We start from the raw sequence: 22293 nt of genomic DNA, 5'->3' as shown, positions 1-22293 counted from the left end.
CTCCTATCCTGCCGAAGTTTGCCGGGTGGTCGGACCCGGGGCGGCCAACTCGGTCAAGTCGTCTTCAGATCGAGCTGCAGCAGCAGGGTGTCGATCCAGCGGCCGTGCTTGAACCCGACGGCCGTCAACCGGCCCACCGGCGCGAAGCCGAACCTCTCGTGCAGCCGAGCCGAGGCCGGGTCACCCGAGTCGGCGATCACCGCCACGACCTGGCGGGCGGGCGTCCGGCTCACCTCGCTGACCAGCGCGCCGAGCAGCAGCCGCCCGAGCCCCCTGCCGGTGTGGCCGGGGGCCAGGTAGATCGAGTCCTCCAGGGTGTGCCGGTAGGCCGGCTTGGGACGGTACTGGGCGACGTAGGCGTACCCGGCGACCTGCCCGTCCGCCTCGGCCACCAGGAACGGCAGGCCGGCCGCCGTGACGGCGCCGGCCTTGACCCGCCAGTCCTCCCGCGTGAGCGGCGTCTCGTCGAACGTGGCCACGGTCTCGGTCACGTAGTGGGCGTAGATGTCACGGACGGTGGGGAGGTCGGCGTCGGTGAGGGCGCGCACTTCGGTCATGGCCGATATTCTGCACGCCCGCCCCGACCGTCAGGCGCTCACCCTGGGCCGCCAGGCGCTCACCCGGGGGGCCGTCAGGCGCTCACCCGCCCCGATCGTCAGGCGCTCACCCGGGGGGCCGTCAGCAGCAGGCCGCCGAGCAGCGCCAGCAGTGCCAGGAACGGCGCCGCCCCGGGCACGAACCCGCCGATCGTCAGCGTCAGCACCCCGCCGCCGACCAGCCCGGACGCCACGAGCATGCCCCGCCAGCCCGCCGTCCCGTACGGCAGCGCCGGCGGCGTCTCGAACCTGGCGAACCCCTTCAGCAGCGGCCACATGACCAGGCACAGCAGCCCGAACCAGATCGGCCACCCGGCGAACCACAACGCGCTGCCCGGCCGCGGCGTGTCCAGCCCGGCGCCGACCACCAGCACCCCGGTCACCACGAACAGGGCCGGCATGTGCCACAGGTACATCGTCATGATCCGCGGGCCCGTCCAGGCCAGCAGGCGTTCGGTCGGCAGCCGCAGGAGCGCCGGGCGCAGCAGCACGGCCAGGCCGACCTGCCCGAACCCGACCGCCAGCATGGCCAGCGTGGGCGGCGCCATGTTGGACACCTCGGCGCCGGGCAGCCCGATCATGCTGCCCGGGTAGGGGCCGTAGGCCACCAGCAGCGCCGCGATCCCGAACCCGCCGACGGCCATCGGCCAGGCCGCCCGCCGCAGCCGCCCCTCGACGTAGAAGAAGCCGAGCTGGTGCACGGCCATCCAGACGAACACCACGTTCACGTAGCCCAGGGCATCGACGCCGGTGCCGAACCTGGCCACGTCCGCCAGCACCGCCCCGGCCGCCAGCACCGCGACCACCCGCCAGCCGTGCCGCTCGTGCAGGCGCAGCGCGTACGGGGTCAGCAGGACGGCGATCAGGTACACGGCCAGGAACCACAGCAGCTGCCCCGTCAGCTTCGAGCCCACCGCCAGCGGCTGCGCGGGCACGCCCAAGGAGAGCAGCAGGTGCGGCAGCGGGATCCACACCGCGGCCAGCGGCAGCAGCGGCCAGGCCAGCCGCCGCAGCCGCACCGCCAGCCACGCGGGCGCGGCCCTGCCGGACTTGGCCGCGCCGCCGAAGCTGATCGCGTTGGCCGCGCCGCCCGCGAAGAACACCAGCGGCATCACCTGGCTGAGCCACGTCACCACCCACACGCCGGGCGTCGCGAGCGCGTTGCCCGTGGTCAGCCGGCCGTCGTCGAAGGACAGGACGGGGATCGTCCAGTGCTGGAACACGATGAGCACCATGCCGAACACACGCAGCAGGTCGATGAACGGATCGCGCCCCGCCGGGCGGGCGACCGCCGTGCGGCGTGGCTGTACGGCCGCGGCCGTGGGGCGGTCCAGCAGGACGGTCATGGGAGCCTCGATTCAGCGGGGGCGAATGCCCACAACACTCCCGCTCCAGGGCCCGCGCGCACATTGCCGCGAACCGCCCTTCTTGTGGTCGAGGCCACACCACCCGTCATGGTAGGGCTGGCCCTACCCGCGCACACCGGAGTGCAGGGTCGTCCGCGAACCTCCCGGCGTCATACCTTTTAGGGCATGCGCTCCCTGACGAGGCGTGTCCTGCTGGACACCAGGTACACCTTGGTCGGCTTCCCGACCACGCTCATCGGCTTCGTGCTCATGCTCACCGGCTTCGCCGCCGGGCTGGGCACCGCGGTCGTGTGGATCGGCGTGCCCCTGCTGGCCGGCACGCTGATGATCGCCAGGGGCTTCGCCGACGCCGAGCGCGGCTGGCTGTCCGACGTGCTGCAGCGGCCGCCCGTACGGCCCCGCTACAAGCCCGTGCCGCCCGGCGCCGGGCGTTTCCGCAAGATGGTCAACCCGCTGACGAGCGGGCAGTCCTGGCTCGACCTGCTGCACGGCATCCTCAACCTGCCGTTCGCGATCCTGTCGTTCGTGCTCACCGTGACGTTCTGGCTGCTGCCCCTCGCGGCGCTGACCTGGCCGCTGTACGGCTACTTCATCATGCGCATCGAGGGCAACATGGAGCTGCCGGAACTGCTCGGCATCGGCGGGGGCTACCCCGTCACCGCGCTCTTCTACGTCGTCGCGGGCCTGGTCTTCCTGGCGCTCATGCCGTTCGTGGTACGCGGCGCCGCGCTGATGCGGGCCGGCCTCGGCAGGGCGCTGCTGACCGGCGTGGCCGAGTTGCAGGAGCGCATCGAGGACCTGGCAGAGGGCCGGGCCGCCGCCGTCTCCGCCGAGGCCAACGCGCTGCGCAAGCTGGAGCGAGACATCCACGACGGGCCGCAGCAGCGGCTGGTCTCGCTGGCCATGGAGCTGTCCAGGGCGCAGCGGCAGCTCGCCAAGGACCCCGACGCGGCCAAGGCCACGCTCACGAACGCGATCAGCGCCACCCGCGAGACGCTCGACGAGTTGCGTGCGCTCTCGCGTGGCATCGCCCCGCCCATCCTGTCCGACCGCGGCCTCGCGCCCGCCCTGGCCGCCCTGGCGGGCCGCTGCACCGTACCCGTGGACCTGGACGTGCAGACCGTCGAGCGTTACCAGGCCGCCATCGAGAACGCCATCTACTTCGTCTGCGCCGAGACCCTCACCAACGTGGCCAAGCACAGCCGTGCCACGGTTTGCACCGTTCAGCTCATTCGCCTCGGTGATGTCCTGATGCTCTCGATCGGGGATGATGGTGTCGGCGGCGCGCACGTCGCCAAGGGACACGGGCTCGCCGGGCTGGCCGACCGGCTCCGCGCCGTGGACGGTGAGCTCACCGTCCAGTCGCCCGACGGCGGGCCCACATTGATCATGGCGGAGGTTCCGTGCGGGTAGTCGTGGCCGATGACGCGGTGCTGATCAGGGAGGGCCTGGTCAGATTGCTGGAGGAGTTCGGTTGCGAGGTGGTGGCCGCGGTCGGTGACGGTGACGCCCTCGTGGAGGCGATCGCCGAGCACAAACCGGAGGTGTCGGTGGTGGACGTGCGGATGCCGCCGTCCTTCACCGACGAGGGGCTCAAGGCAGCCGTACGGGCCAGGCAGCGGGTGCCGGGGACGCCCGTGCTGATCCTGTCGCAGTACGTCGAGGTCTCCTACGCCGACGACCTGCTCGCCGACGCCAGGGGCGCGGTGGGTTACCTGCTCAAGGACCGGGTCGTCGACGTGGATGAGTTCCTGGAGGGTCTGCGGCGGGTGGCCGCGGGCGGGACCGTCTTCGATCCCCAGGTGGTGTCCCAGTTGATGGTGCGCAGACGCAAGGACAACCCGCTCGCACAGCTCACGCCGCGCGAGCGCGAGGTGCTCGGGCTGATGGCCGAAGGGAAGTCCAATCCGGCCATCGGGCGGCAGCTCGTGATCAGTGACGGAGCCGTGGAGAAGCACATCAGGAGCATCTTCAACAAGCTCGGCCTCTACGCGGAGGACAGTGACCAGCATCGCCGGGTGCTCGCCGTACTGACCTATCTGCGTTCCTGATCGGCCGTTCGCGGACCCTCCGGCCGGCCCGCCGTCGAGCGGGGGCGGCTCCGCTCGCGGGTCCCTCCCTGGCCGGTGAGGGGTCGCTGGCCGGTCCGCGCGGCGTCGCGCGCGGACCTGGCCGCTCGGGTTTAGCCGAGCGCGTCGACCAGCTTCTTGCGCTGCTGGGCGCCCAGGCCGCCGAGACGGCGCTTCTCGTCGACGCCGGCCTCCTCCATCAGCGCGGTGGCCTTGGCCGGGCCGACGCCCTTGACGGCGCGCAGGGCCTGGGACACCTTGATCTTCTTGGCGATGTCGTCATCGCGCTCGAGCAGCTGAGCGAACGTCAGCTCGCCCGCTTTGACCTTGCCCAGCAGGGCCGTGCGGGCGGCACGGGCCTCGGCGGCCTTGGCCAGAGCGGCTTGACGCTGCTCGGGGGTGAGAGTGGGAAGTGCCATCTCGTTATCTCCTCGGGGAGTTGACGTTCGGGTTGTTGTTACCCGTGGTGCAGTGGCTAATCATGGCGGATGCCAGCGGTGTGTGTTGCGGAAAGTGCGCTCTCAGCGTGCTCCCCACACCGACGCGGCCGCTTCCGCGCAGACCATGTCCTGCGTGAGCGTGCCGCCGCTGACCCCTACGCCGCCGACCACGCGTTCTTCCTCACCGTAGCCGGACCAGAGCGGAATGCCACCTCCGAAGCAGACGAAACGGCCCCCCGCCAGGCCCGACAGCTCACCCCCCGGCGCGGTCAGCGCGGGCAGTTCCGAGGTGGGTCTGCGAAGGGCCACCGAGGTGTACGCCTTACCCGGCGCGAGCACCGGTCCGGAGATGGCCGCACCCTCCATACGCTGGAAAGACACCAGATTCCCTCCCCCGTCCACGATCGCGACGGAGACCGTCGCGCCCTCCCGGAACGCCTGCTTGATGGCCGCTTCAGTCATGCGGAGCGCGAGTTCGAGATTCACCCGATCGTCCCTTGTGGATCATGATTGGTTCGCGCATCTGACGCTTGCTTCAGTACCCGTCAGGAGGCCCGGTTGTGCAAGATCGACTTCGTGACCTGGGAGGAGGCGTTATGGCGCCTTTTTTCCGGTCGGGGTGGAATGCGTCACACTTTGCCGGTCGGGCGTGTCGAGACCCTGGTCAGGGTGGTTTTTACGCCAGAGTTCAATACCCTCCGTCGTGAGGAAGGCGTCGAAGACCGACTCCATGGCGCCCAGGAGCGAGCCGCGCCAGCCGAGCGCCGAGCCCTCGATCCTGGGCGGGGCGTCGCGGCGGATCGCCATGAGCCCCGGCCCGCAGGCCGCCAGCAGGGCCTGACCGGCCCGCTCGCGCAGTTCCACGCCGTGGCCCGACAGGGTGACCACCTCGGGGTCGTGCGCGTTCACCAGGGCGGCGATGCCGCGTCCCAGGGCCGTGGCGTTGGCGGTGACCGCCTCCTCGCTCGTGGCCAGGACGTGCTCCGCCTGCTCGCGGCCCCTGCCGCCGCCGTAGGCCAGGCCGACGTGGCGCAGCAGGGCGTTCGCGCCGACGTCGGTGCTCCAGCAGCCGACGGCGCCGCACGGGCAGCGGCGCTCGTTCCCGGTGAGCGGCATGTGGCCGAACTCGGCGCCGGAGCCGCTCGCCCCGGCGACCGGGTGGCCGTCCACGACCAGCACACCGCCCAGGTCGAAGTCCACATGCAGATGCAGCCCCACCCGCACCCCCCGCAACCGGCCCCGCCGCGCCTCGGCCAGCGCCGCCAGCGCGGTGTCGTTGCCGACGATGGGGGAGCCGGAAAAGCCAAGGAGGGCGGGGACATCGACCGAGCGCCAGCCCAGGTGGGCGATGTCCACCAGGCCGCCGTGCCGGACCGGGCCGGCCAGCGCGACGGCGGCGCCGATCACCCGGTGGCCGAACCGCCGCGCGTGCCCGGTCATCGCCTCGCCGAGCGGGCCGAGGGCGCCCTCCGGGGTGCCGTCGTGGGGGCGTACATCGAGGACCGTGACGCGGCCGCCCAGCTCGCAGGCCGCCAGCTCCCAGGCGTCCTCCCGGACGTCCGCGGCCAGCGCGATCGGCCCGCGCGGATGCGGCCCCGGCACCTGGGTCGGCCGCCCGCGAGTGTGCTCGGCGGCCGGCTCCTCATGCAGCAGCCCGTCCTCGGCCAGCCCCGCCACGAGCACGGAGGCCGTACCCCTGGCCAGGCCCAGATCGCGGGTGAGCCGGGACCGGGTGTGGGCGGCGCCGCCGTCGTGCACGGCCCGCAGCAGCCGCACCCGGTTGTGCGCGCGCAATTCTCCGCTGGTGGTAGCTCCGGTCACGAGGGACAGCTTATGCTCTTGCCGTGAACAAAAGCCTCATTGATGCCAAAAGAGCTCGTGTCGGTGTTTTCGGATTCTTCTTCCTCGCCGGTTTTGTCATGGGCTTGTGGGCCGCGGGACTGCCCTCCCTGCACGACCGGCTCGAACTCGACTACGCCTTGCTGGGCACCGTCCTGCTGCTGATCTCGGGCGGGGCGCTGGTGTCGATGCTGGTCGCCGGGCCGCTGGTGGACAGGTGGACGAGCCGGCGGGTGTGCTGGTTCGCCGGCCCGTTCTCCGGCCTGGTGCTGCTCGGGCCCGCGCTGGCGCCCTCGTACTGGTCGCTGGTGGTGCTGGCGATCGTGTTCGGGATCGGGCTGGGGGTGACCGAGGTCGCCATGAACGCCCACTCCGTCGAGGTCGAACGCCGCTACGGGCGGCCGATCATCTCGGCCTTCCACGGCGTCTGGAGCCTGGGCGGGGCGGCCGGCGGCGGGCTGACCGCCCTGGCGCTGCAGATCGGGCTGGACGGGCAGTGGCTGCTGATCGCGGCGGCGCTGGTGGTGCCGTTCCTGTACCTGCCCGCGGCGTGGCTGCTGCTGCCGGACACACCCGGGCACGAGTCCGGTGGCGAAGCCGCGGCCACCTCCACGTCGGGGAACTCGCTGGGCTACGGGCTCATCGCGGTGCTCGGGCTGGCGGCGTTCGCCGGGCACCTGGCCGAGGGGGCGGCCATCGACTGGGCGGCACTGCACGCCCGCGAGGTGCTGCTGACCGATCCGGCCATGGCGCCGCTGGCGTACACGATCTTCTCGGTGGCCATGACGACCGTGCGGCTGCTGGGTGACCCGATCCGCGCCAGGCTCGGCTCCGTACGGACGATCCAGCTCGCCGGCCTGTTCGCCACCTCCGGGTACGTGCTCGTGCTGATCTCGCCTTCGGTGGGGGAGTCGCTGGAGGTGGCGTGCGCGTGGAGCGGCTGGGCGCTGGCCGGCGTGGGCCTGGCCACGGTGGTGCCCGTCCTGTTCAGCGCCGTCGGCGCGGCGGGCGGCCGGGTCGGACGGGCACTGGCCATGGTGACGGCGTTCGGCTACAGCGGACTGCTGCTCGGACCCGCCGTGCTCGGCTTCGTGGCCAAGTCGGCGTCGCTCCCGGTGGCGCTGATCATCCCGGCCGTGATGGCCGCCGTGGTGACGCTCGCCGGCTCACCCGCCATCCGCTCCCTACTCCGGCTGACCACCCCTGCCCCGGCCGTGGTGCCCGCCGGTTCTGGCGGTGAGGTTGCTGCCGGGGGTGAGCCCGCGCGTGGTGGCGAGCGGGAGCCCGCGCGCGACTGACCTACTTTTGTCGGCTTCTCCACTCCCGTATTGCCACTGGGAGACTCATGGGACGGGACAGCGAGCACGTCGCCGGACGACTTTGCGCCATCCGGCTCGGACCACGCGGATGGCACCGTCCGGCTGGATGAAGACCCGCGATCCATGCTACGGAGCCGTCCTTGTGGCCGTGTGGCGTCGCAGAATGCGGACCACCAGACTCGGCAAGGTCACCTAGACGGGAAGATTCCAGAAAGGCCCGTCAGGGTTACCCAGCCAAACCCTTTGTTCCTCGCGCGTCACCGTGAGCCCGAAGCCTGACTGGTCCGGGGCGCCTGCGGCCAGCCAGGTCAGGACGGCATCCTCCACGGCGTGCCACAGCTTCAGCGGGCCGTGCTGTCGGACCAGCCATCCTTCGCCGTCTGGATTGCGGCGTGTCGTGGCCTGAGAACCGGTGGCTACGTCAAGCAGGATGACTTGGTCACCGAACCCCATCTTCTCAGCCGATGGAGCGCCGAGCTGGGCGACGAATCTACCGGTCCGACCGTGCAGCAGATTCGGATCGATCGTGCTCTCGCGTTCGACGCCGAGTCCGAGCACATACGACGACCGCGGTGGGCGTGCGTGCGGGCGGGCGGGCATGAACGACACGCCGTCAGCCAAGAATCGTCCGCTGGCGGTGCCGTCGTCGGCCAGGGTGAGGTGTGCCAGCGCGCTGCCGAGCATCCATCCGGACAGCGGCGTTGTGATGGTGCCGCCGTCGCTTACCTGCTCCATCCACGGCAGCGGGATGTACCGCACTGAGCAGGTAGCGATCAGACGGTTGTACTCGGCGTTCTTGTCGTAACCGTGCAGGCCATCCCCGGCGATGAGCGTGGGAGCGTACCCGGCGGCCTCCAGTGCCGTGCGGGCGCGAGCCGCAGCCAACTTGTCATACTCGATGCTGGTCACGAACGAGTCGCCCAGGCGTTCGCACATGAGTGCGGTGGAGTACCCCGTACCCGTCCCGATCTCCAGGACGCTTTCGCCGTCCTTGATGCCGGCTCGTTCCAGCATCATCACGACCAGGCTTGGCATCGTGGAGGATGACGTGGGGTCGCCGAGCGTGGTGCTCCCGGCGGCCTCGGCCGGAGTGCCATCCACCTGCGTAACCCACGTTTCGTCGGAGTAGGCCAGTTCCAACCACTTCTCCTTCGGCATGCGGCCTCGCAGCATGGAACGCCACTCGTCACCCGCCGCCCCTTCCTCTTGGGTGAAGACGGCTTCGCCCAGGAACCGTTCGCGCGGCACCATTTCGATGGCGCGACGCCAGCCGGGATCAGTCAGCGCGCCCAGCCTCTCCAGGAGATCGGCCAACTCCTGGCGGAGCTGCCTCGGGGTGGGACTCATGACGATCCTTTCGGGCGGGTCAGCATGTCGGCTATGGCGCTGGCGATCTGCTGGGGAATTGGGTCGTCGAACCATGCCCATTGGCCGTTGGGGTTGCACTCCAAGAACACCCATTCGCCTTCGGGCTCCAGGCAGAAGTCGAACGCGCCGAAGACCAATCCGAATCGGTCCAAGTAGGTTCGCATGCCTTTGACGACGGCTGGAGGAGCGTCGATCAGCTCGTACGACAGCGAGTCGTAATAGAGCCGCCAATCCAAGGCGGGGGCACCGTTGATGCGCACTGGGAAAACGCGGTCACCCACCATCGTCACTCGAACGTCGGCCACCTTTTCCACTTGCTTCTGGAACAAGTGGGCCGCCCCGCTCACCGTCTCGTCCAGGTCCTCGTGGTCGATACGGTGAGCCCAGATGGTCCGCCACTTGCCAGTTTCGGACTTGTACGGGGTGGACCACAGCGGCTTGAACACAGTTCTGCCCGGCCGCGAGATGAAGCCGTCGGCGCTGCGGAGCCGGTTGGTGATCAAAGTGTGTGGGATGGTCAAGCCGCATGCGGCCGCGGTGGCGAGTTGGAGCGGTTTGTACTTGGCATCGCGATTGCGGAACGGGTGGTTCAGGTAGAACGTGCCGGGGAGGGCCGCCAAGACTCCGCCCAGGCCGTAGCGGGCCTGATCGGCCGTCCAGGCTGCGCTGCCAGGGTCCAGGTTCGGCGACGGCCGATACGGTGTGGGCTGACGCCAGTAGACGGCGCTGACGTTGGACAGATTCAGGTGGCGCGTCGGCGTGTCGATCGATCCTGTCAGTCCCGACCTGTCGAGGTAGGCGGACAGGGTGATCTCGTCGGGGAAGTCAGCGCCGGGGTCGAACCGTACGACCGGGATGTCCCGGTCGTGCAGTTCGTCCAGCACCAGGTCAGTGGTCGGATCGTCCAAGCACGCGACGACCAGGACGGGTGCCTTCATGCAGGTCAGTCCTGTTCGTAGTCCGTGACGGTGTCCGGTTTCCCGTTCGGCATGTCGGGATCCTGCCCGTCACCGGTAGGCGGTACGGTCTGGCTTGTCGTCGGCTTGTTGCTGCCGTGCTTACCGGCAGCCTCGATCGGCTTGAGGGTGACAGGGTCGGTGTAGACGCCCGTCTGCTTCACCGGATCCAGGTGAACGCGGTACGGGACGTAGGCGCTGCCGTCGTCCTGTCGGATGAATGGGGCCATCTGCGACAGCCCCCACGGGCGGGGTTTGAGCGTGAGAAGGTTCCCGGGAGACCCTGCCCCGATGTTCGCGGGGGTGGGGGCGTGGGGCACATGCATGAGCTCCTCCATCTAACTCGGGGTTTTGCTCCCCGGCCTTGAGGGGTCAGCAGTTCCAATGAACCCCCTCCGCCGAGGCCGTCTATGCGCGACGCCTTCCCGGCCGAAGACCGTCGGTTGGGGCACTCACGGCCTTCTGCGCGGGGGAGAGCCGGGGCCTCGCTTCCTATGGGGTCAGTCGGGCGCTGGCCTGCTGTTTCGGCGGCATGCCACGACCGTAAGAGCTGGAAGCGTCAGCCCGCTATAGTGTTGCAGCTTGTTGCAGAAACTCTCTTTTGAGCTGGAGAATAAGGGCTCTAACAGAGTCTCCGAAGGTGGCCCACTGCGCCATCTGTTCGAAAACTGTCATATAGATGTGGATCTCCTCCTCCCTCGTGATGTCGACTGCCGCTGTGAGCGTCTCCACCTTCACGAGACTGTCATCGAAGATCCAGAAAGCGGTCTGAGTGTGTGCACCCAAGCCGGCATCTGACGGAATGATCCCAATAGAGACATTAGGCAGGCTCATGGCAGCAAGGATGCGATCGAGCTGCTCCAACATGATCTCGATGGAACCCACTCTTGTGCGGAGCGTTTGCTCGGCCAAGAGGAAAACAAAGCGGTGGTCGCCCTCGTTGAGTACACGTTGGCGAGCCAGCCGAGCAGCCGTTGCGGCCTCACGGTCGTCTGGAAGATCGAGGAGGCGAACCCAATAGGCCATGCTTTCGACCGAGTAGGCCGCAGTCTGGAGGAGCCCCGGGATGCTCCAGTGCTCGTGTACGCGGAACAGCTTCGTGCGCTCATAGAGCGGTTGGATGTCGTCTTGGAGTCTCCGGAGGCCCCCGCGGGCTTGCTTGCGCCATTCTCGATAGAGGGAGTCCACGGTGCGCGCCTGCGCGACGAGGTCCGGGATCTGGTCTTCCACGTTGCAGGCGCGGCACCAGGCGCGGATTTCAGCGTCGGTAGGGGACTGGCCGCCGTGCTCGACGCGGCTCACCTTCGTGAAGTGAATACCCACGGCAACCGCCAGTTGCCTTCCCGAGAGACCAGCGTCCAAGCGGATCTCCCGGAGGCGGTTGCCGAACGCCTGTCTAGCTTTCTGGGCTGAACTGGTCACTGAGCGATCTTCTCGTCATACAGACGGTTTGTACTCACTGTGTGGGATGCCCAGTTCCCAAACAGCCTCGAAGGCCGATGCGCACAACCGGACGTCGTGCGGGTCCGTAGAGGTGACGAAGTCGATGTTCTGACCGTTGCCCGCGTAGTGGTGGAACACGACCAGGCGGTCGTCGAACAACCAGAAGTCGTTGCCGGGGAAGGCGACGGACGAGACGCGCCGCCGGGGTACCCAGCAGACTTCGGAGCCGGCCTCAATGTGAGGTTGCATGATGCTGTGGGACCACCGCTGATAGTCGCTCAACGGCTCGCTGACCACGTGGGCGCGCTTGAACGTCTTCCCCGCCTGGACGCCTTCACGGACAAGGTCGCACCACCCCTGAAGCCACGCGAGGTCATCGGGCTCGCCGGCCGCCCACTTGGCCATGTGCGGGAGTTCGATCGCTGTGCCGTAGGAGTCTCGCATCTCCAGATGTATGGCGGACCGTTCGAACTGTGTGAACAGCGCGTTGAACTCCTCGTAGTCGAGGCTCATCGGTCGTCCTGCGCGAAGAACGGGACGAGCCGGTCGGGAATCTCGCAAGCGATCTCGCCGGGTGGGATGTTCATCTCCGCGAGAACGGTGGGATCCGTGACGGCCCATCCTTGGACGAGCCAGGAGCCGCGATCGGTCTTGTAGAGCGTGGGGGAGCCTTGCGGCTGCGAGTTCGGGTCCTTGGCGACGAGTGTGATCTTCATGGGTGCTCCCTCATATTGCAGGTTGTTGCAGGCCATGAGATGGTCGCTCGAAATGGGAAAGCCGTCAAGCCTTTGACGTATGACCGGTATAAAGGTGGTGGTGAGCAGGCATTGTTCGACTACATCGGGACGGCGACCTCATTGCGTGAATAGCAATGGCGCTGCGATATTGCCAGATTTGCGCGCACAGTGAGGGACCTTCTCTTTGCAGCAGTTTCGCGTGATGGTCGCTCGCGAGCGTTCCAGGCTGGCGTGAAGGTCAGCGCTACCTTTTGGTGATTGGGTGAGCTGTTTTCTTGGGCGACATCACGGCTGGGACTGCGGCCTCATGGTGCTGGGCGTTGCGTCCGGGGAGCGCGAGGGGTCGGCAGACCTCTCGCCGGGGGTGCGGGGGCTTGCCCCGCTTGGGCGCGGCCTGAGCCCTGTCGTGCGAAGCGCGTCTCACTGGGAAGCCCTTGCAGTTGAGCCCCGTGCGGTCTGAACTCCATCGCGCGAAGCGCGTCTCACTGGACAGTCCTTGCGGTTGGGCCCTGCACGGCCTGAAGTGCAGCTTGATTTGCGTTCTATGCTACTGACCTGGTGTTATGCGATCGTGACTTGACCTGCAAGTTACATCCAGGTTTCATGTCCCCACTACCGTAAACGTTTACAGAGATCGTTCCGTAAACGTTTACCGTTTGAGGAAGGACAGCCTTGGCCGACGGACCCACGATCAACACGATCGCCGAGCGTGCCGGTGTCTCGATCGCCTCCGTCTCGCGGGTGCTGAACGGCCTGCCGACCAGGCAGGAGACCGTGCGCAAGGTGATGGCCGCGGCCGACGAGCTCGGCTACGTGCGCAACGCCGTGGCCAGGTCGCTCAAGTCGCGCCGCACCCATCAGGTCGCCTTCGCCATGGCCGACATCGGCAACCCGGCCTACCTGGCCATGCTGCGCGAGATCCAGCCGGTGCTGAAGGCCGCCGGGTACCGGCTCGTGCTGCACTCGACCGACGCCGTCGTGGCGGACGAGATCGACGTGCTGCACAGCCTGGGCGAGCGGTACGTGGACGGGCTGATCATGAGCCCCCTGCGCGTCACCGAGGCGCACCTTGAGATGCTGGCCGCGGCCAGGGCCCCCGTCGTGATCATCGGCTCAGTGCCCGAGGGCACGCGGGTGGACAACGTGCGGGCCGACTCGCGGACCGGCGTACGGCTCGCGGTCGATCACCTCTACGAGCTCGGCCGCCGCCGCATCGCCATGGTCAACGGCCCCCTCGACACCGTCCCCGGCGCCGCGCGCGGCGCCGCCTACCGTGAGGCGCTCGCGGACCTCGGCCTGCCCTACGACGACGACCTCGTGCAGATCGGCGACTTCTACCGCCGGCAGGGCCGCGGCGCCGTGGCGGACCTGCTCGCCAGGGTGCCCGACGTGGACGCGCTGATGTGCGCCAACGACCTGATCGCGCTCGGCGCGCTGGACGTGTTGCGCGCGGCGGGCCGGCGGGTGCCGGAGGACGTGGCGGTGGTCGGCATGGACGACACCGACCTGGCCGCCGCCTCCTGGCCGTCGCTGACCAGCGTCTCGCTCGGCTCGGCCGAGCGCGGCAAGGCCGCCGCCGAACTGCTGCTCGAACGGCTGCGGGGCGGCGATCGCGAGCCCCGGGTGGTCACCGTGCCGCCCCGCCTGTCGGTACGGGCCTCCACGGCGGGCGCCGAGTACGAGCGCACCTACCGGGCCAGGACGGAAACCGGCGGCACCCGTACGGACAACAAGGCGAGCAAGGAGAACGAGGAGTGACGGCGACCGTGACGAGACCGGCGCCGCCCCGGCGGCCGGGGGCGAGGCGCCGGGGGGTCTCGCGCCAATCGCGCGAGATGTGGGTGCTGATGCTGCCGGCGCTGGTGCCGGTGCTGCTGTTCAGCGTGGGCCCGCTGCTGTACGGCATCGGCCTGGCCTTCACCGACGCCCGCAACACCCGCGTACACCAGACCGAGTTCGTGGGCCTGGAGAACTTCACCCGCCTGCTGGGCGACGAGGACTTCTGGGCCTCCTTCCAGATCGGCGCGATCTGGTCGATCTCGGTGACCGTGCTGCAGTTCCTGGCCGCGCTCGGCCTGGCGCTGCTGCTGAACGAGAAGCTGCGCGGCGGCGCCGTGGCCAGGGTGTTGTCGGTCGTGCCGTGGGCGATGCCGCCGGTGGTCATCGGCCTGATGTGGAAGCTCGTCTACCACCCCGACGCGGGCGTGCTGAACGACCTGCTCGGCACCGACATCAACTGGCTGGCCGACTTCTCCCTCGCGCTGCCCGCGATCATCGTGGTCGGCATCTGGGCGGGCATGCCGCAGACCACGGTCGTGCTGCTCGCGGGCCTGCAGAACGTGCCCAAGGAGCTCTACGAGGCCGGTGAGATGGACGGCGCGGGCACCTGGCGGCGCTTCTGGAGCATCACGCTGCCGCAGCTCCGGCCGGTGATCGTGGCGATCACCTCGCTCGACTTCGTGTGGAACATCAACCAGTTCGGCCTGGTGTACGTGCTTACCCAGGGCGGCCCCGGCGGGCGTACACGGCTGCCGATGTTGTTCGCCTACGAGGAGGCGTTCAGGTACCGCATGGCCGGCTACGCCTCGATGCTCGGCCTCGCGATGGCGATCGTCGTGCTCGCGGTGCTCGGGCTGTACCTGTGGCGGCAGATGAGGGAGACCAAGTGAAACGTGTTTCGCAGTACGTCGCCCTGGTCGCGTACGTCGTCTTCCTGGCCTTCCCGCTGCTCTGGCTGTTGTCCACGGCGCTCAAGACGCCGCAGGAGATGGCGCTGACCGAGCCGACGTGGATCCCGCGCGAGCCGACGCTGGCCAACTTCGGCGACGCGTTCGGGGAGCAGGACCTGGTCGGCGCGTCGTTGCGCAGCCTGGTCGTGGCCTTGTTCGCGAGCGTGATCACCGTGCTGATCTCGTTGCCCGCCGCCTACGCCATGGCGCGCCACCGCAGCCTGATCAACAAGATCGCCATCGGATGGGTGCTGGTCAGCCAGGTGTTCCCGTTCATCCTGATCATCATTCCGCTCTTCATGATCCTGCGCGACATGGAGCTGGTGAACACGCTGCCGGGGCTGGTGATCGTGCACGTGACGTTCACGCTGCCGTTCGCGTTGTGGATGTTGCAGGGGTACGTGCGCGCGGTGCCGCCCGAGCTGGAGGAGGCCGCGGCGGTGGACGGGGCGAGCCGGTTGCGCTCGATCGCCAGCGTGGTCGCCCCGCTGCTGGCGCCCGGTGTGGTGGCGACGCTGCTGTTCTCGTTCATCTCGTCCTGGAACGAGTTCATGTTCGCGCTCGTGATCCTGCAGGACCCCGACGTCATGACTCTCCCGCTCACGCTGGTGAGGTTCACCGGCCCCGAGGGGGTGGCCAGGCTCGGCCCGCTGGCCGCGGCGTCGCTGATGGCGACGATCCCGAGCCTGATCTTCTTCGCAATCATTCAGCGGCGACTGAAGTCCGGCCTGATGGCCGGCGCCGTGAAAGGCTAGGAGGCCCACATGCGAATCAAGTCCGCGCTGGCGGCGGCGGCGATGCTCACGCTCGCCGCGGCATGCGGCGGCGGGGGAGGCGGCGAGTCGTCCTCCGCCGACGGGCCGGTCAAGATCGACTTCCTCAGCCTGGCGTGGCAGAAGGAGTCCGTCGCCGCGAACAAGCAACTCGTGGACGAGTGGAACAAGGCCAACCCGAACATCCAGGTCACCTACGTCCAGGGCAGCTGGGACAACGTCAACGACCAGCTCGTCACCCAGTTCTCCGGCGGCACCGCGCCCGACGTCATCCACAACGACTCGCCCGCGCTGTCCGGCTTCGCCTCCGACGGCTACCTGCTGGACCTGAAGGACAAGCTGCCCGCCGAGCTGAAGAGCGACATCCCGCAGACCGCCTGGGACACCACCACCTTCGACGACGGCAAGGGCGGCCAGGGCGTGTACGGCGTGCCGTTCCTGCAGGAGTCGCAGGTCATCATCGCCAACAAGAAGCTGCTGGAGGCGTCCAAGGTCCGCGTGCCCACCACGGACAACCCGTGGACCTGGGAGGAGTTCTCCGCCGCCGCCAAGAAGATGACCAAGGGCGGCACGTACGGCGTCGCCTGGCCGATGAAGTCGCCGGTCAACAAGACCCTCAACCTGGCGCTCAACTTCGGCGGCACGTTCTTCCAGACCGCGGGCGGCAAGACCACCGCCAAGGTCGGCCCCGAGGAGCGCGAGGTGCTCCAGCGCATTCACGACCAGCTCCACAAGGACAAGTCCGCCGACCCCACCGCCCTCGGCCAGGGCACCGCGGACCCGCTGCCGGCCTTCTACCAGGGCAAGTTCGCGCTGCTGCCGACCGGCGTCTACCTGCGCCAGCAGGTCGTCGAGCAGGCGCCCGACGACTTCGAGTGGGTGACGCTGCCCGCCCCCAAGGGCACCAGCGCCCAGCAGGGGGCCGTCTCGCAGACGTTGTCGGTCGCGCAGGAGAGCGAGCACCCGGACGAGGCCATGAAGTTCATCTCCTTCTTCCTCAACGGCGCGAACCAGGCCAAGCTCGCCAAGGGCGACTGGCTGCTGCCGACCTCCCAGAAGGCCGCCGCCGACCCGGCGATGACCACTGAGGAGAACGGCTGGGACGTGGCGACCGCCTCGGGCAAGAACCTGGTCGTGGCGCCGTTCCTCAAGGTCAACGGGTTCGACGAGTGGAAGAGCAAGGTGGCCACGCCCGCCCTGCAGGAGTACTTCGCGAACAAGGTCACGCTCGACGAGGCCGCCAAGCGGCTGGTCGAGGACGGCAACGAGGTTCTGGAGCGTTACCAGCGGTGACGGTTACGCACGACGTACTGCGGGACAGGGCCCGGGGGTGCCTGCTCGGCCTGGCGGCCGGCGACGCCCTCGGGGCGCCGGCCGAGAACCTCACGCCGGCGGAGATCCGCCGGCGGTGGGGGAGGCTGACCGAGATCGAGGGCGGCGGCACCGACGACACGGAATACGCGATCTTCGCGGCCTCGCTGCTGGTACGCCACGGGCACGAGCTGACCGCGGCGGACGTGGCGGCGGCCTACCGTTCGCAGATCATTCCGCTGGTGACGGGGCCGATGCGCGGCGCCGGCTTCTCCGAACTGGGCACCATCGAGGCCCTGCGGCGCGGCCTCCAGCCGCCCATGACGGGGCTGACGCACTCGCACGGCTGGTCTGACGGGCTCGCGATGCGGGCCGCGTCCTACGGCGTCTTCTGCCCGGGAGACCCGGCGGAGGCGGCCCGGCTGGTGGAACAGGACGGGCTGGTCAGCGGCTCAGGCGAGGGCATACTCGGCGGCCGGGCGGTCGCCGGTGCGGTGGCCGCCGCGATGGGCGGGGCCGCGCCGCGCGAGGTGGTGTCGGCGGCGCTGTCGGTGATCCCGGCGGACTCGTGGACGGCCAGAAATGTGGAACGTGCCCGCGAGGTGTTCGACAACGCCGCGCCCGACCTCGTCGAGGCGCTGCACAGGGCCTTGGTCGTCAGGCACTACCCCTGGACCGACGTCGCCCCCGAGGCCGTGGCGCTGGCGCTGGCCGCGTACCTGGCCGGGGACGGCGACGTCGAGGCGGTCGTGACGTTCGGGGTGAGCCTGGGCAGGGACGCCGACACGATCGGCGCCATCGCCGGGGCCATCGCCGGAGCCGGACGGGGCGAGCGGGGTGTGCCCGCGCGCTGGGCCGCCAAGATCGGCCCCGTGACCGGCAAGTGCCTGCCCGTCGTGGCCGGAAGACACGTGCTGGACGTCGCGGACGAACTCGCCGACGAACTCGCGGATGAACTGGCGGAAGGACTGTAGATCGTAATGTCGGGGGACAGAATCAGGGGGGCCTTCGCCGGGCTCGCCGTGGGTGACGCCGCGGGCTGGCCGGCGGCCAGGCACCGGGCGGCCCTGCACGCGCCCTGGAGCCGCCGCCTGCACCGCGAGCTGGACGCGTTCGCCGAGGAGCACCGGGTCACGACCCTGCCGGTGCCGTTCGCGCTGAACCAGCCCACCGCGCCGCTGCGGGTGGGCCCGTCGGACGACGCCGAGTGGCTGGCGTGGACGGCGCTGACCATCGACCGCCCGCGCGCCGAGGCGTTCAGGGAGCTCATCCCGGGCAGACAGGACGCGGGTGCGGCAAGTCCGCCGCCCATCAGGGCGCGGATCTCCGTGGCGACCGCGCTGGACAACCTGGCGGGCGGTGTCGAGCCACCCGCCTCGGGGCACGACAATCCACACCATTTCGACGACGCCGCCGCCGTACGGGCCGTCGCGTTCGGCGTCCTGGGCAGGGACCCGACGCCGGACGCGCAGGTGACCAACGCCGGCGACGGCGTGCTGGGTGCCCTGGCCATGGCCGCCGCCGTGGCCGAGGCGGTGGCCTCCGGCGAGGTGACGAACGCGGTCGAGGCCGCGCTGGCCGTACTGCCGCAGGACACCGCCATCGGGCACAACGCCCGCCTGGCCGTGGCGGCGGCCAGGAAGGCGGGCGACCCGTTCGGCGCGATCCCCGCGCTGGACGCCGCGCTGCTCGACCACGTCTACAGCTACGGCGTGGGCGCGGCGCAGACCGTTCCCGTGGCGCTCGCGCTGGCCGAGGCGGCCGGCGGCGAGCTGATGAGAGCCGTGCCGGCGGCGGCGTGCCTGGCCCCGCTGGCCGACTCCGCGCCGGCGCTCACCGGAGCGCTGGCGGGGGCCTGCGGCGGGTTCGAGGCGATCCCGGAGGGGTGGACCGCCTCGGCCCGTACGCTGGCCGGTTGCTGCCTGCCTGACCTGGCGGGCCGAGATCTGATCGAACTACTGGAAGGAATCGCATGACGCCGCTTGAAGACAGGGCCACTGGCTGCGTGGCGGGGGCGGCGGTCGGTGACGCGCTGGGCGGCGCGACCGAGGGCTGGACTCCCGAACAGATCGTCGAGCGGTACGGGGGCCGCGTCGAGGGCATCGTGCCCCCGTACAACGAGGACTGGGCCAACGCCCGCCCCATCGCGCCGTACCACAAGGGCGACGGCCACATCACCGACGACACGTTGATGACGCACGCCCTGATCCGCGTGTACGAGAAGGCCGGCCGCCACCTCGACGCGTACTCCATGGCCGAGCACCTGGTGCCCGAGCTGATGGGCGAGCGCCGCTGGATTCCCGAGCTGGAGGCCGAGGCGCTGCCGCTGCAGCGGATCTTCCTGGCCGAGAAGTGGATCGTGGCCCGCCTGCACTACGGCCACGCCGACCCGCGCGAGGCCGGCGTCGGCAACATCGTCAACTGCGGCGCCGCCATGTACGTGGCCCCCGTCGGCATCGTCAACGCCGCCGACCCCGACGCCGCCTACGCCGAGGCCATCGACCTGACCGGGGCCCACCAGTCGAGCTACGGCCGTGAGGCCGCCGGCGTCATGGCCGCCGCCGTCGCCGAGGCCATGCGTCCCGGCGCCACCGCCGACTCCGTGGTGGCCGCCTGCCTGCGCCTGGCCAAGGACGGCACCAGGGCCGCCATCGAGGCCGTCTGCGAGGCCGCCGCCGGGCTCGGCCACTGGGACGGCTCGTTCGAGACGCTGCGCGCGGCCGTCAAGCCGTACGACACCGTCGCCGACACCTACCGCGACCAGGGGCTCGGCGCGCGCAGGCCGAGCCGGGTGCACAGCATCGAGGAACTGCCGCTGGCGCTGGGATTCCTGGTGATCGCCAAGGGCGAGTACCGCGACACGGTGCTGGGCGGGGTCAACTACGGGCGCGACGCCGACTCGATCGCCTCCATGGGCGGCGCCATCGCGGGCGCGCTGGGCGGATTGTCGTCCGTGCCGGCGGAGTGGGTGGAGCGGGTGGGGGTGGCCAGCCGTACGGATCTGGTGGCTCCCGGGCTCGCCGCCGCCGGGGTGGCGCGCCGGGTGCACGCCGATGACCTCGTACGCCGCCGCGCCCACGAGTCGGCCTTCGCCGGCCTCGACCGCGCATGATCAGGCTCACCTGGGTCCAGCCCGAGGACCTCGTCGGCCACGAGCTGCGCCAGGCCGCCGAGGACGGCCGCGACGCGGGCGAGATCGCGGCCCGCTGGCGGGCGGCTGGCGGGCACGACGCCCCGCCGCGCGCCGGCGCCTCCGAACCGGACGCCGTGCGCCTGCGCGGGCTGGCGGAGGAGCTGCTGGACGAGCTGGCCGCGCTCCCGTCCCCGCTGCCCGAACCGTCGGACCTGACGGGCATCATCGCCGCCTGCCCGGACTGGCCCGAGTCACCACAGACGAGCGTCGAAGTGGATCCGGCGCGGGTGCTGGGCGCGTGGCTGGGGCGGGCGGCGGGATGTGTGCTGGGCAAGCCGGTGGAGAAGATCCCGCGCGCGGGCATCAGGCAGATCGCCGAGGCCACCGGCAACTGGCCGATCAGCGGCTGGTTCACCGCGCGCGGCCTGCCGGACGACATCGCCCGCCGCTGGCCGTGGAACCGCCGCAGCGCCGTCAACTCCCTGGCCGAGAACATCGACGGCGTCCCCGAGGACGACGACCTCAACTACCCGCTGCTGGCCCTGTCCCTGCTGGAGCGGCACGGGCGCGGCTTCACCACCGACGACGTCGCCAAGTTGTGGCTGGACGAGCTGCCCGCGGGCCGTACCTTCACCGCCGAGCGGGTGGCGTACCGCAACCTCCTGGACGGCGTCGAGCCCCCGGCCACGGCCACCTACCGCAACCCGTTCAGGGAGTGGATCGGCGCGCTGATCAGGGCCGACGTCTACGGCTGGATCAACCCGGGCGACCCGGCCGCGGCGGCCGGGCACGCCTGGCGCGACGCGCGGCTCACGCACACCGCCAACGGCATCTACGGCGCGATGTTCGCCGCCGCGATGTGCGCCGCGTCGCTGGTGGCCGATTCGCCGGAGGAGGTCGTACGGGCGGGCCTGTCCGTGGTGCCCCGGGGCTCGCGCCTGCACGAGGCCGTGAGCCTGGCCGCCGCCGACGCCGCCCGCGAGGACGACTTCGAACGCGTCATCGACCGCCTGCACGAACGCCACGGCGGCCTGCACTGGGTGCACACGATCAACAACGCCGCCCTCGTGGCCGCCACGCTGATCCACGGCCGGGGCGACTTCACCGCCACGATCGCCGGAGCGGTGGCCGGCGGCTGGGACACCGACTCCGCCGGAGCCACGGCCGGGTCCGTCGCGGGCGCGCTGAACGGCGGCGTGCCGGACCGCTGGCGCATGCGCGACAGCCTGGCCAGCAGCCTGACCGGGTTCGACGGGGTGGGTCTTGCGGTGCTGGCGGACCGTACGCAGGAGATGATGAAGGCATGATCTCGGTTTTCGGCAGCGCCAACATGGACCTCGTCGCGTTCGTCTCCCAAGCCCCGAAACGCGGCGAAACGGTCACCGGGCACCGGTTCCGCACCGTGCCCGGCGGCAAGGGTGCCAACCAGGCCATCGCCGCGGCCCGCGCGGGCGGCGAGGTGAAGTTCCTGGGGGCCGTGGGCGACGACGCGTTCGGCACGGAGATGCGGGCCACGCTGGAGCAGGCCGGGGTTGACGTGCACGGCCTGCGCCAGGTGCCGGGGCCCAGCGGCATCGCGCACATCGTGGTGGACGACGAGGGCGGCAACTCGATCATCATCGTGGCCGGCGCGAACGGCACCGTCACCGGCCCCTCGGGCGAGGACCTGGCCGCGATCGCCTCCTCGCGCGCGCTGCTGCTGCAACTGGAGCTGCCCATGAGCGCCGTGGCGGCGGCGGCGCAGGCCGGCAGGGTGGCGGGCGTGCCGGTCTACCTCACTCCCGCGCCCGCCCGGCCACTGCCCGCCGAACTGCTGGAGGCGGTCACGACGCTGGTCCCGAACGAGCACGAGGCCGCCGCGATCACCGGCGTGACGGGCGCGGACGGCGCCCTGGAAGCGCTGCTGGAACTGGTCGAGGAGGCCGTGATCACGCTGGGCTCCGAGGGCGCGCTGTACGGGTCGCGCTCGGGGGAGCGGCTGCGGGTGCCCGCGGTGAAGGTGAACGCGGTGGACACGACCGCGGCCGGCGACACGTTCGTGGGCGCGCTGGCCGTGGCGCGCGCCGAGGGACACGGCATGGCGGACGCCCTGGCCTTCGCCTCCGCGGCGGCGGCACTGTCGGTGCAGCGCGAGGGCGCGAGCACCTCGATGCCGACCCGCCTGGAGATCGAGGACGCCCTGAGCTGACCCGCGCGCCCCCGGTTCGGGCCTT

General features: G+C 70.2%; 23 protein-coding genes. 12 read left to right on the top strand and 11 right to left on the bottom strand.

What is annotated here, in order from left to right:
• Window positions 1-53: 53 nt before the first annotated feature.
• Both AB0I81_RS35450 and AB0I81_RS35445 read right to left on the bottom strand, forming a co-directional pair.
• Entirely contained in the window at window positions 54-557 is a 504-nt protein-coding gene (locus tag AB0I81_RS35450; protein ID WP_360665913.1) for an N-acetyltransferase family protein, read from the bottom strand.
• A 98-nt stretch (window positions 558-655) separates the two neighbouring features.
• Window positions 656-1942, bottom strand: a complete 1287-nt coding sequence (locus AB0I81_RS35445; protein ID WP_360665910.1) for an acyltransferase — start codon at window positions 1940-1942, stop codon at window positions 656-658.
• Window positions 1943-2128: 186 nt separating this feature from the next.
• Here AB0I81_RS35445 and AB0I81_RS35440 point away from each other — a divergent pair, with 186 nt between their 5' ends.
• Complete coding sequence (locus AB0I81_RS35440; RefSeq protein WP_360665908.1) at window positions 2129-3376, top strand: sensor domain-containing protein; 1248 nt, start codon at window positions 2129-2131, stop codon at window positions 3374-3376.
• Complete coding sequence (locus AB0I81_RS35435) at window positions 3367-4014, top strand: response regulator transcription factor (RefSeq protein WP_360665904.1); 648 nt, start codon at window positions 3367-3369, stop codon at window positions 4012-4014. The genes AB0I81_RS35440 and AB0I81_RS35435 overlap by 10 nt, the downstream gene beginning before the upstream one ends.
• A 131-nt stretch (window positions 4015-4145) precedes the next feature.
• Here the strand turns inward: AB0I81_RS35435 and mihF are convergent, their stop codons facing one another.
• From mihF to AB0I81_RS35420, 3 genes are all read right to left on the bottom strand, one after another.
• Window positions 4146-4451 (bottom strand): integration host factor, actinobacterial type, encoded by a 306-nt coding sequence (gene mihF, locus AB0I81_RS35430; RefSeq protein WP_138697789.1) that lies wholly within the window; start codon window positions 4449-4451, stop codon window positions 4146-4148.
• A 102-nt stretch (window positions 4452-4553) separates the two neighbouring features.
• Window positions 4554-4958: a heme-binding protein gene (locus tag AB0I81_RS35425; RefSeq protein ID WP_360665900.1), complete on the bottom strand. Its 405-nt coding sequence runs from the start codon at window positions 4956-4958 to the stop codon at window positions 4554-4556.
• Between the two features lie 108 nt (window positions 4959-5066).
• Complete coding sequence (locus AB0I81_RS35420) at window positions 5067-6293, bottom strand: ROK family protein (protein ID WP_360665898.1); 1227 nt, start codon at window positions 6291-6293, stop codon at window positions 5067-5069.
• Window positions 6294-6316: 23 nt separating this feature from the next.
• Between AB0I81_RS35420 and AB0I81_RS35415 the strand changes: the two genes are divergently transcribed.
• Window positions 6317-7609, top strand: coding sequence for an MFS transporter (locus tag AB0I81_RS35415; protein ID WP_360665896.1), 1293 nt, complete (start codon window positions 6317-6319; stop codon window positions 7607-7609).
• A 213-nt stretch (window positions 7610-7822) separates the two neighbouring features.
• Here AB0I81_RS35415 and tgmC read toward each other — a convergent pair whose 3' ends face one another.
• The 6 genes from tgmC to AB0I81_RS35385 all read right to left on the bottom strand — a co-directional run bounded on the left by tgmC (window position 7823) and on the right by AB0I81_RS35385 (window position 12113).
• Window positions 7823-8977, bottom strand: a complete 1155-nt coding sequence (gene tgmC / locus AB0I81_RS35410) for an ATP-grasp peptide maturase system methyltransferase (RefSeq protein ID WP_360665893.1) — start codon at window positions 8975-8977, stop codon at window positions 7823-7825.
• Entirely contained in the window at window positions 8974-9936 is a 963-nt protein-coding gene (tgmB, locus tag AB0I81_RS35405; protein WP_360665891.1) for an ATP-grasp ribosomal peptide maturase, read from the bottom strand. Before tgmB ends, tgmC begins: the two co-directional genes overlap by 4 nt.
• Before the next feature lie 5 nt (window positions 9937-9941).
• Window positions 9942-10280 (bottom strand): putative ATP-grasp-modified RiPP, encoded by a 339-nt coding sequence (tgmA, locus tag AB0I81_RS35400; RefSeq protein ID WP_360665888.1) that lies wholly within the window; start codon window positions 10278-10280, stop codon window positions 9942-9944.
• Between the two features lie 241 nt (window positions 10281-10521).
• Entirely contained in the window at window positions 10522-11376 is an 855-nt protein-coding gene (locus AB0I81_RS35395) for a helix-turn-helix transcriptional regulator (protein ID WP_360665885.1), read from the bottom strand.
• A gap of 15 nt (window positions 11377-11391) precedes the next feature.
• Window positions 11392-11910: a DUF6879 family protein gene (locus tag AB0I81_RS35390; RefSeq protein ID WP_360665883.1), complete on the bottom strand. Its 519-nt coding sequence runs from the start codon at window positions 11908-11910 to the stop codon at window positions 11392-11394.
• Entirely contained in the window at window positions 11907-12113 is a 207-nt protein-coding gene (locus AB0I81_RS35385; protein WP_360665880.1) for a hypothetical protein, read from the bottom strand. Before AB0I81_RS35385 ends, AB0I81_RS35390 begins: the two co-directional genes overlap by 4 nt.
• Before the next feature lie 693 nt (window positions 12114-12806).
• Here AB0I81_RS35385 and AB0I81_RS35380 point away from each other — a divergent pair.
• The 9 genes from AB0I81_RS35380 to rbsK are packed head-to-tail and all read left to right on the top strand — an operon-like array spanning window position 12807 to window position 22268.
• The gene (locus AB0I81_RS35380) at window positions 12807-13892 is read left to right on the top strand and encodes a LacI family DNA-binding transcriptional regulator (RefSeq protein ID WP_360665877.1); all 1086 of its coding nucleotides are present in this window, start codon (window positions 12807-12809) and stop codon (window positions 13890-13892) included.
• A gap of 8 nt (window positions 13893-13900) precedes the next feature.
• Window positions 13901-14803 carry a sugar ABC transporter permease gene (locus AB0I81_RS35375; protein WP_360665874.1) on the top strand — a complete coding sequence of 301 codons (903 nt, stop codon included), beginning with the start codon at window positions 13901-13903 and terminating at the stop codon, window positions 14801-14803.
• Entirely contained in the window at window positions 14800-15618 is an 819-nt protein-coding gene (locus tag AB0I81_RS35370) for a carbohydrate ABC transporter permease (RefSeq protein ID WP_360665871.1), read from the top strand. The genes AB0I81_RS35375 and AB0I81_RS35370 overlap by 4 nt, the downstream gene beginning before the upstream one ends.
• Window positions 15619-15627: 9 nt before the next feature.
• Window positions 15628-16929, top strand: coding sequence for a sugar ABC transporter substrate-binding protein (locus tag AB0I81_RS35365; RefSeq protein WP_360665868.1), 1302 nt, complete (start codon window positions 15628-15630; stop codon window positions 16927-16929).
• On the top strand, window positions 16926-17921 hold the full coding sequence (locus AB0I81_RS35360) for an ADP-ribosylglycohydrolase family protein (protein ID WP_360665865.1): 996 nt from the start codon (window positions 16926-16928) through the stop codon (window positions 17919-17921). Before AB0I81_RS35365 ends, AB0I81_RS35360 begins: the two co-directional genes overlap by 4 nt.
• Window positions 17922-17927: 6 nt before the next feature.
• Window positions 17928-18923: an ADP-ribosylglycohydrolase family protein gene (locus AB0I81_RS35355; RefSeq protein ID WP_360665862.1), complete on the top strand. Its 996-nt coding sequence runs from the start codon at window positions 17928-17930 to the stop codon at window positions 18921-18923.
• Window positions 18920-20059, top strand: a complete 1140-nt coding sequence (locus tag AB0I81_RS35350) for an ADP-ribosylglycohydrolase family protein (protein ID WP_360665860.1) — start codon at window positions 18920-18922, stop codon at window positions 20057-20059. The genes AB0I81_RS35355 and AB0I81_RS35350 overlap by 4 nt, the downstream gene beginning before the upstream one ends.
• Entirely contained in the window at window positions 20056-21387 is a 1332-nt protein-coding gene (locus AB0I81_RS35345; protein WP_360665857.1) for an ADP-ribosylglycohydrolase family protein, read from the top strand. The genes AB0I81_RS35350 and AB0I81_RS35345 overlap by 4 nt, the downstream gene beginning before the upstream one ends.
• Window positions 21384-22268 carry a ribokinase gene (rbsK, locus tag AB0I81_RS35340; protein ID WP_360665854.1) on the top strand — a complete coding sequence of 295 codons (885 nt, stop codon included), beginning with the start codon at window positions 21384-21386 and terminating at the stop codon, window positions 22266-22268. The genes AB0I81_RS35345 and rbsK overlap by 4 nt, the downstream gene beginning before the upstream one ends.
• Window positions 22269-22293 lie beyond the last annotated feature (25 nt).

Source organism: Nonomuraea sp. NPDC050404 (assembly GCF_040655495.1).
In the GTDB taxonomy this organism is placed as follows: Bacteria; Actinomycetota; Actinomycetes; order Streptosporangiales; family Streptosporangiaceae; genus Nonomuraea.
Note: the sequence above shows the minus strand (reverse complement) of the source record. Positions and strands in the feature narration are given on the sequence as shown.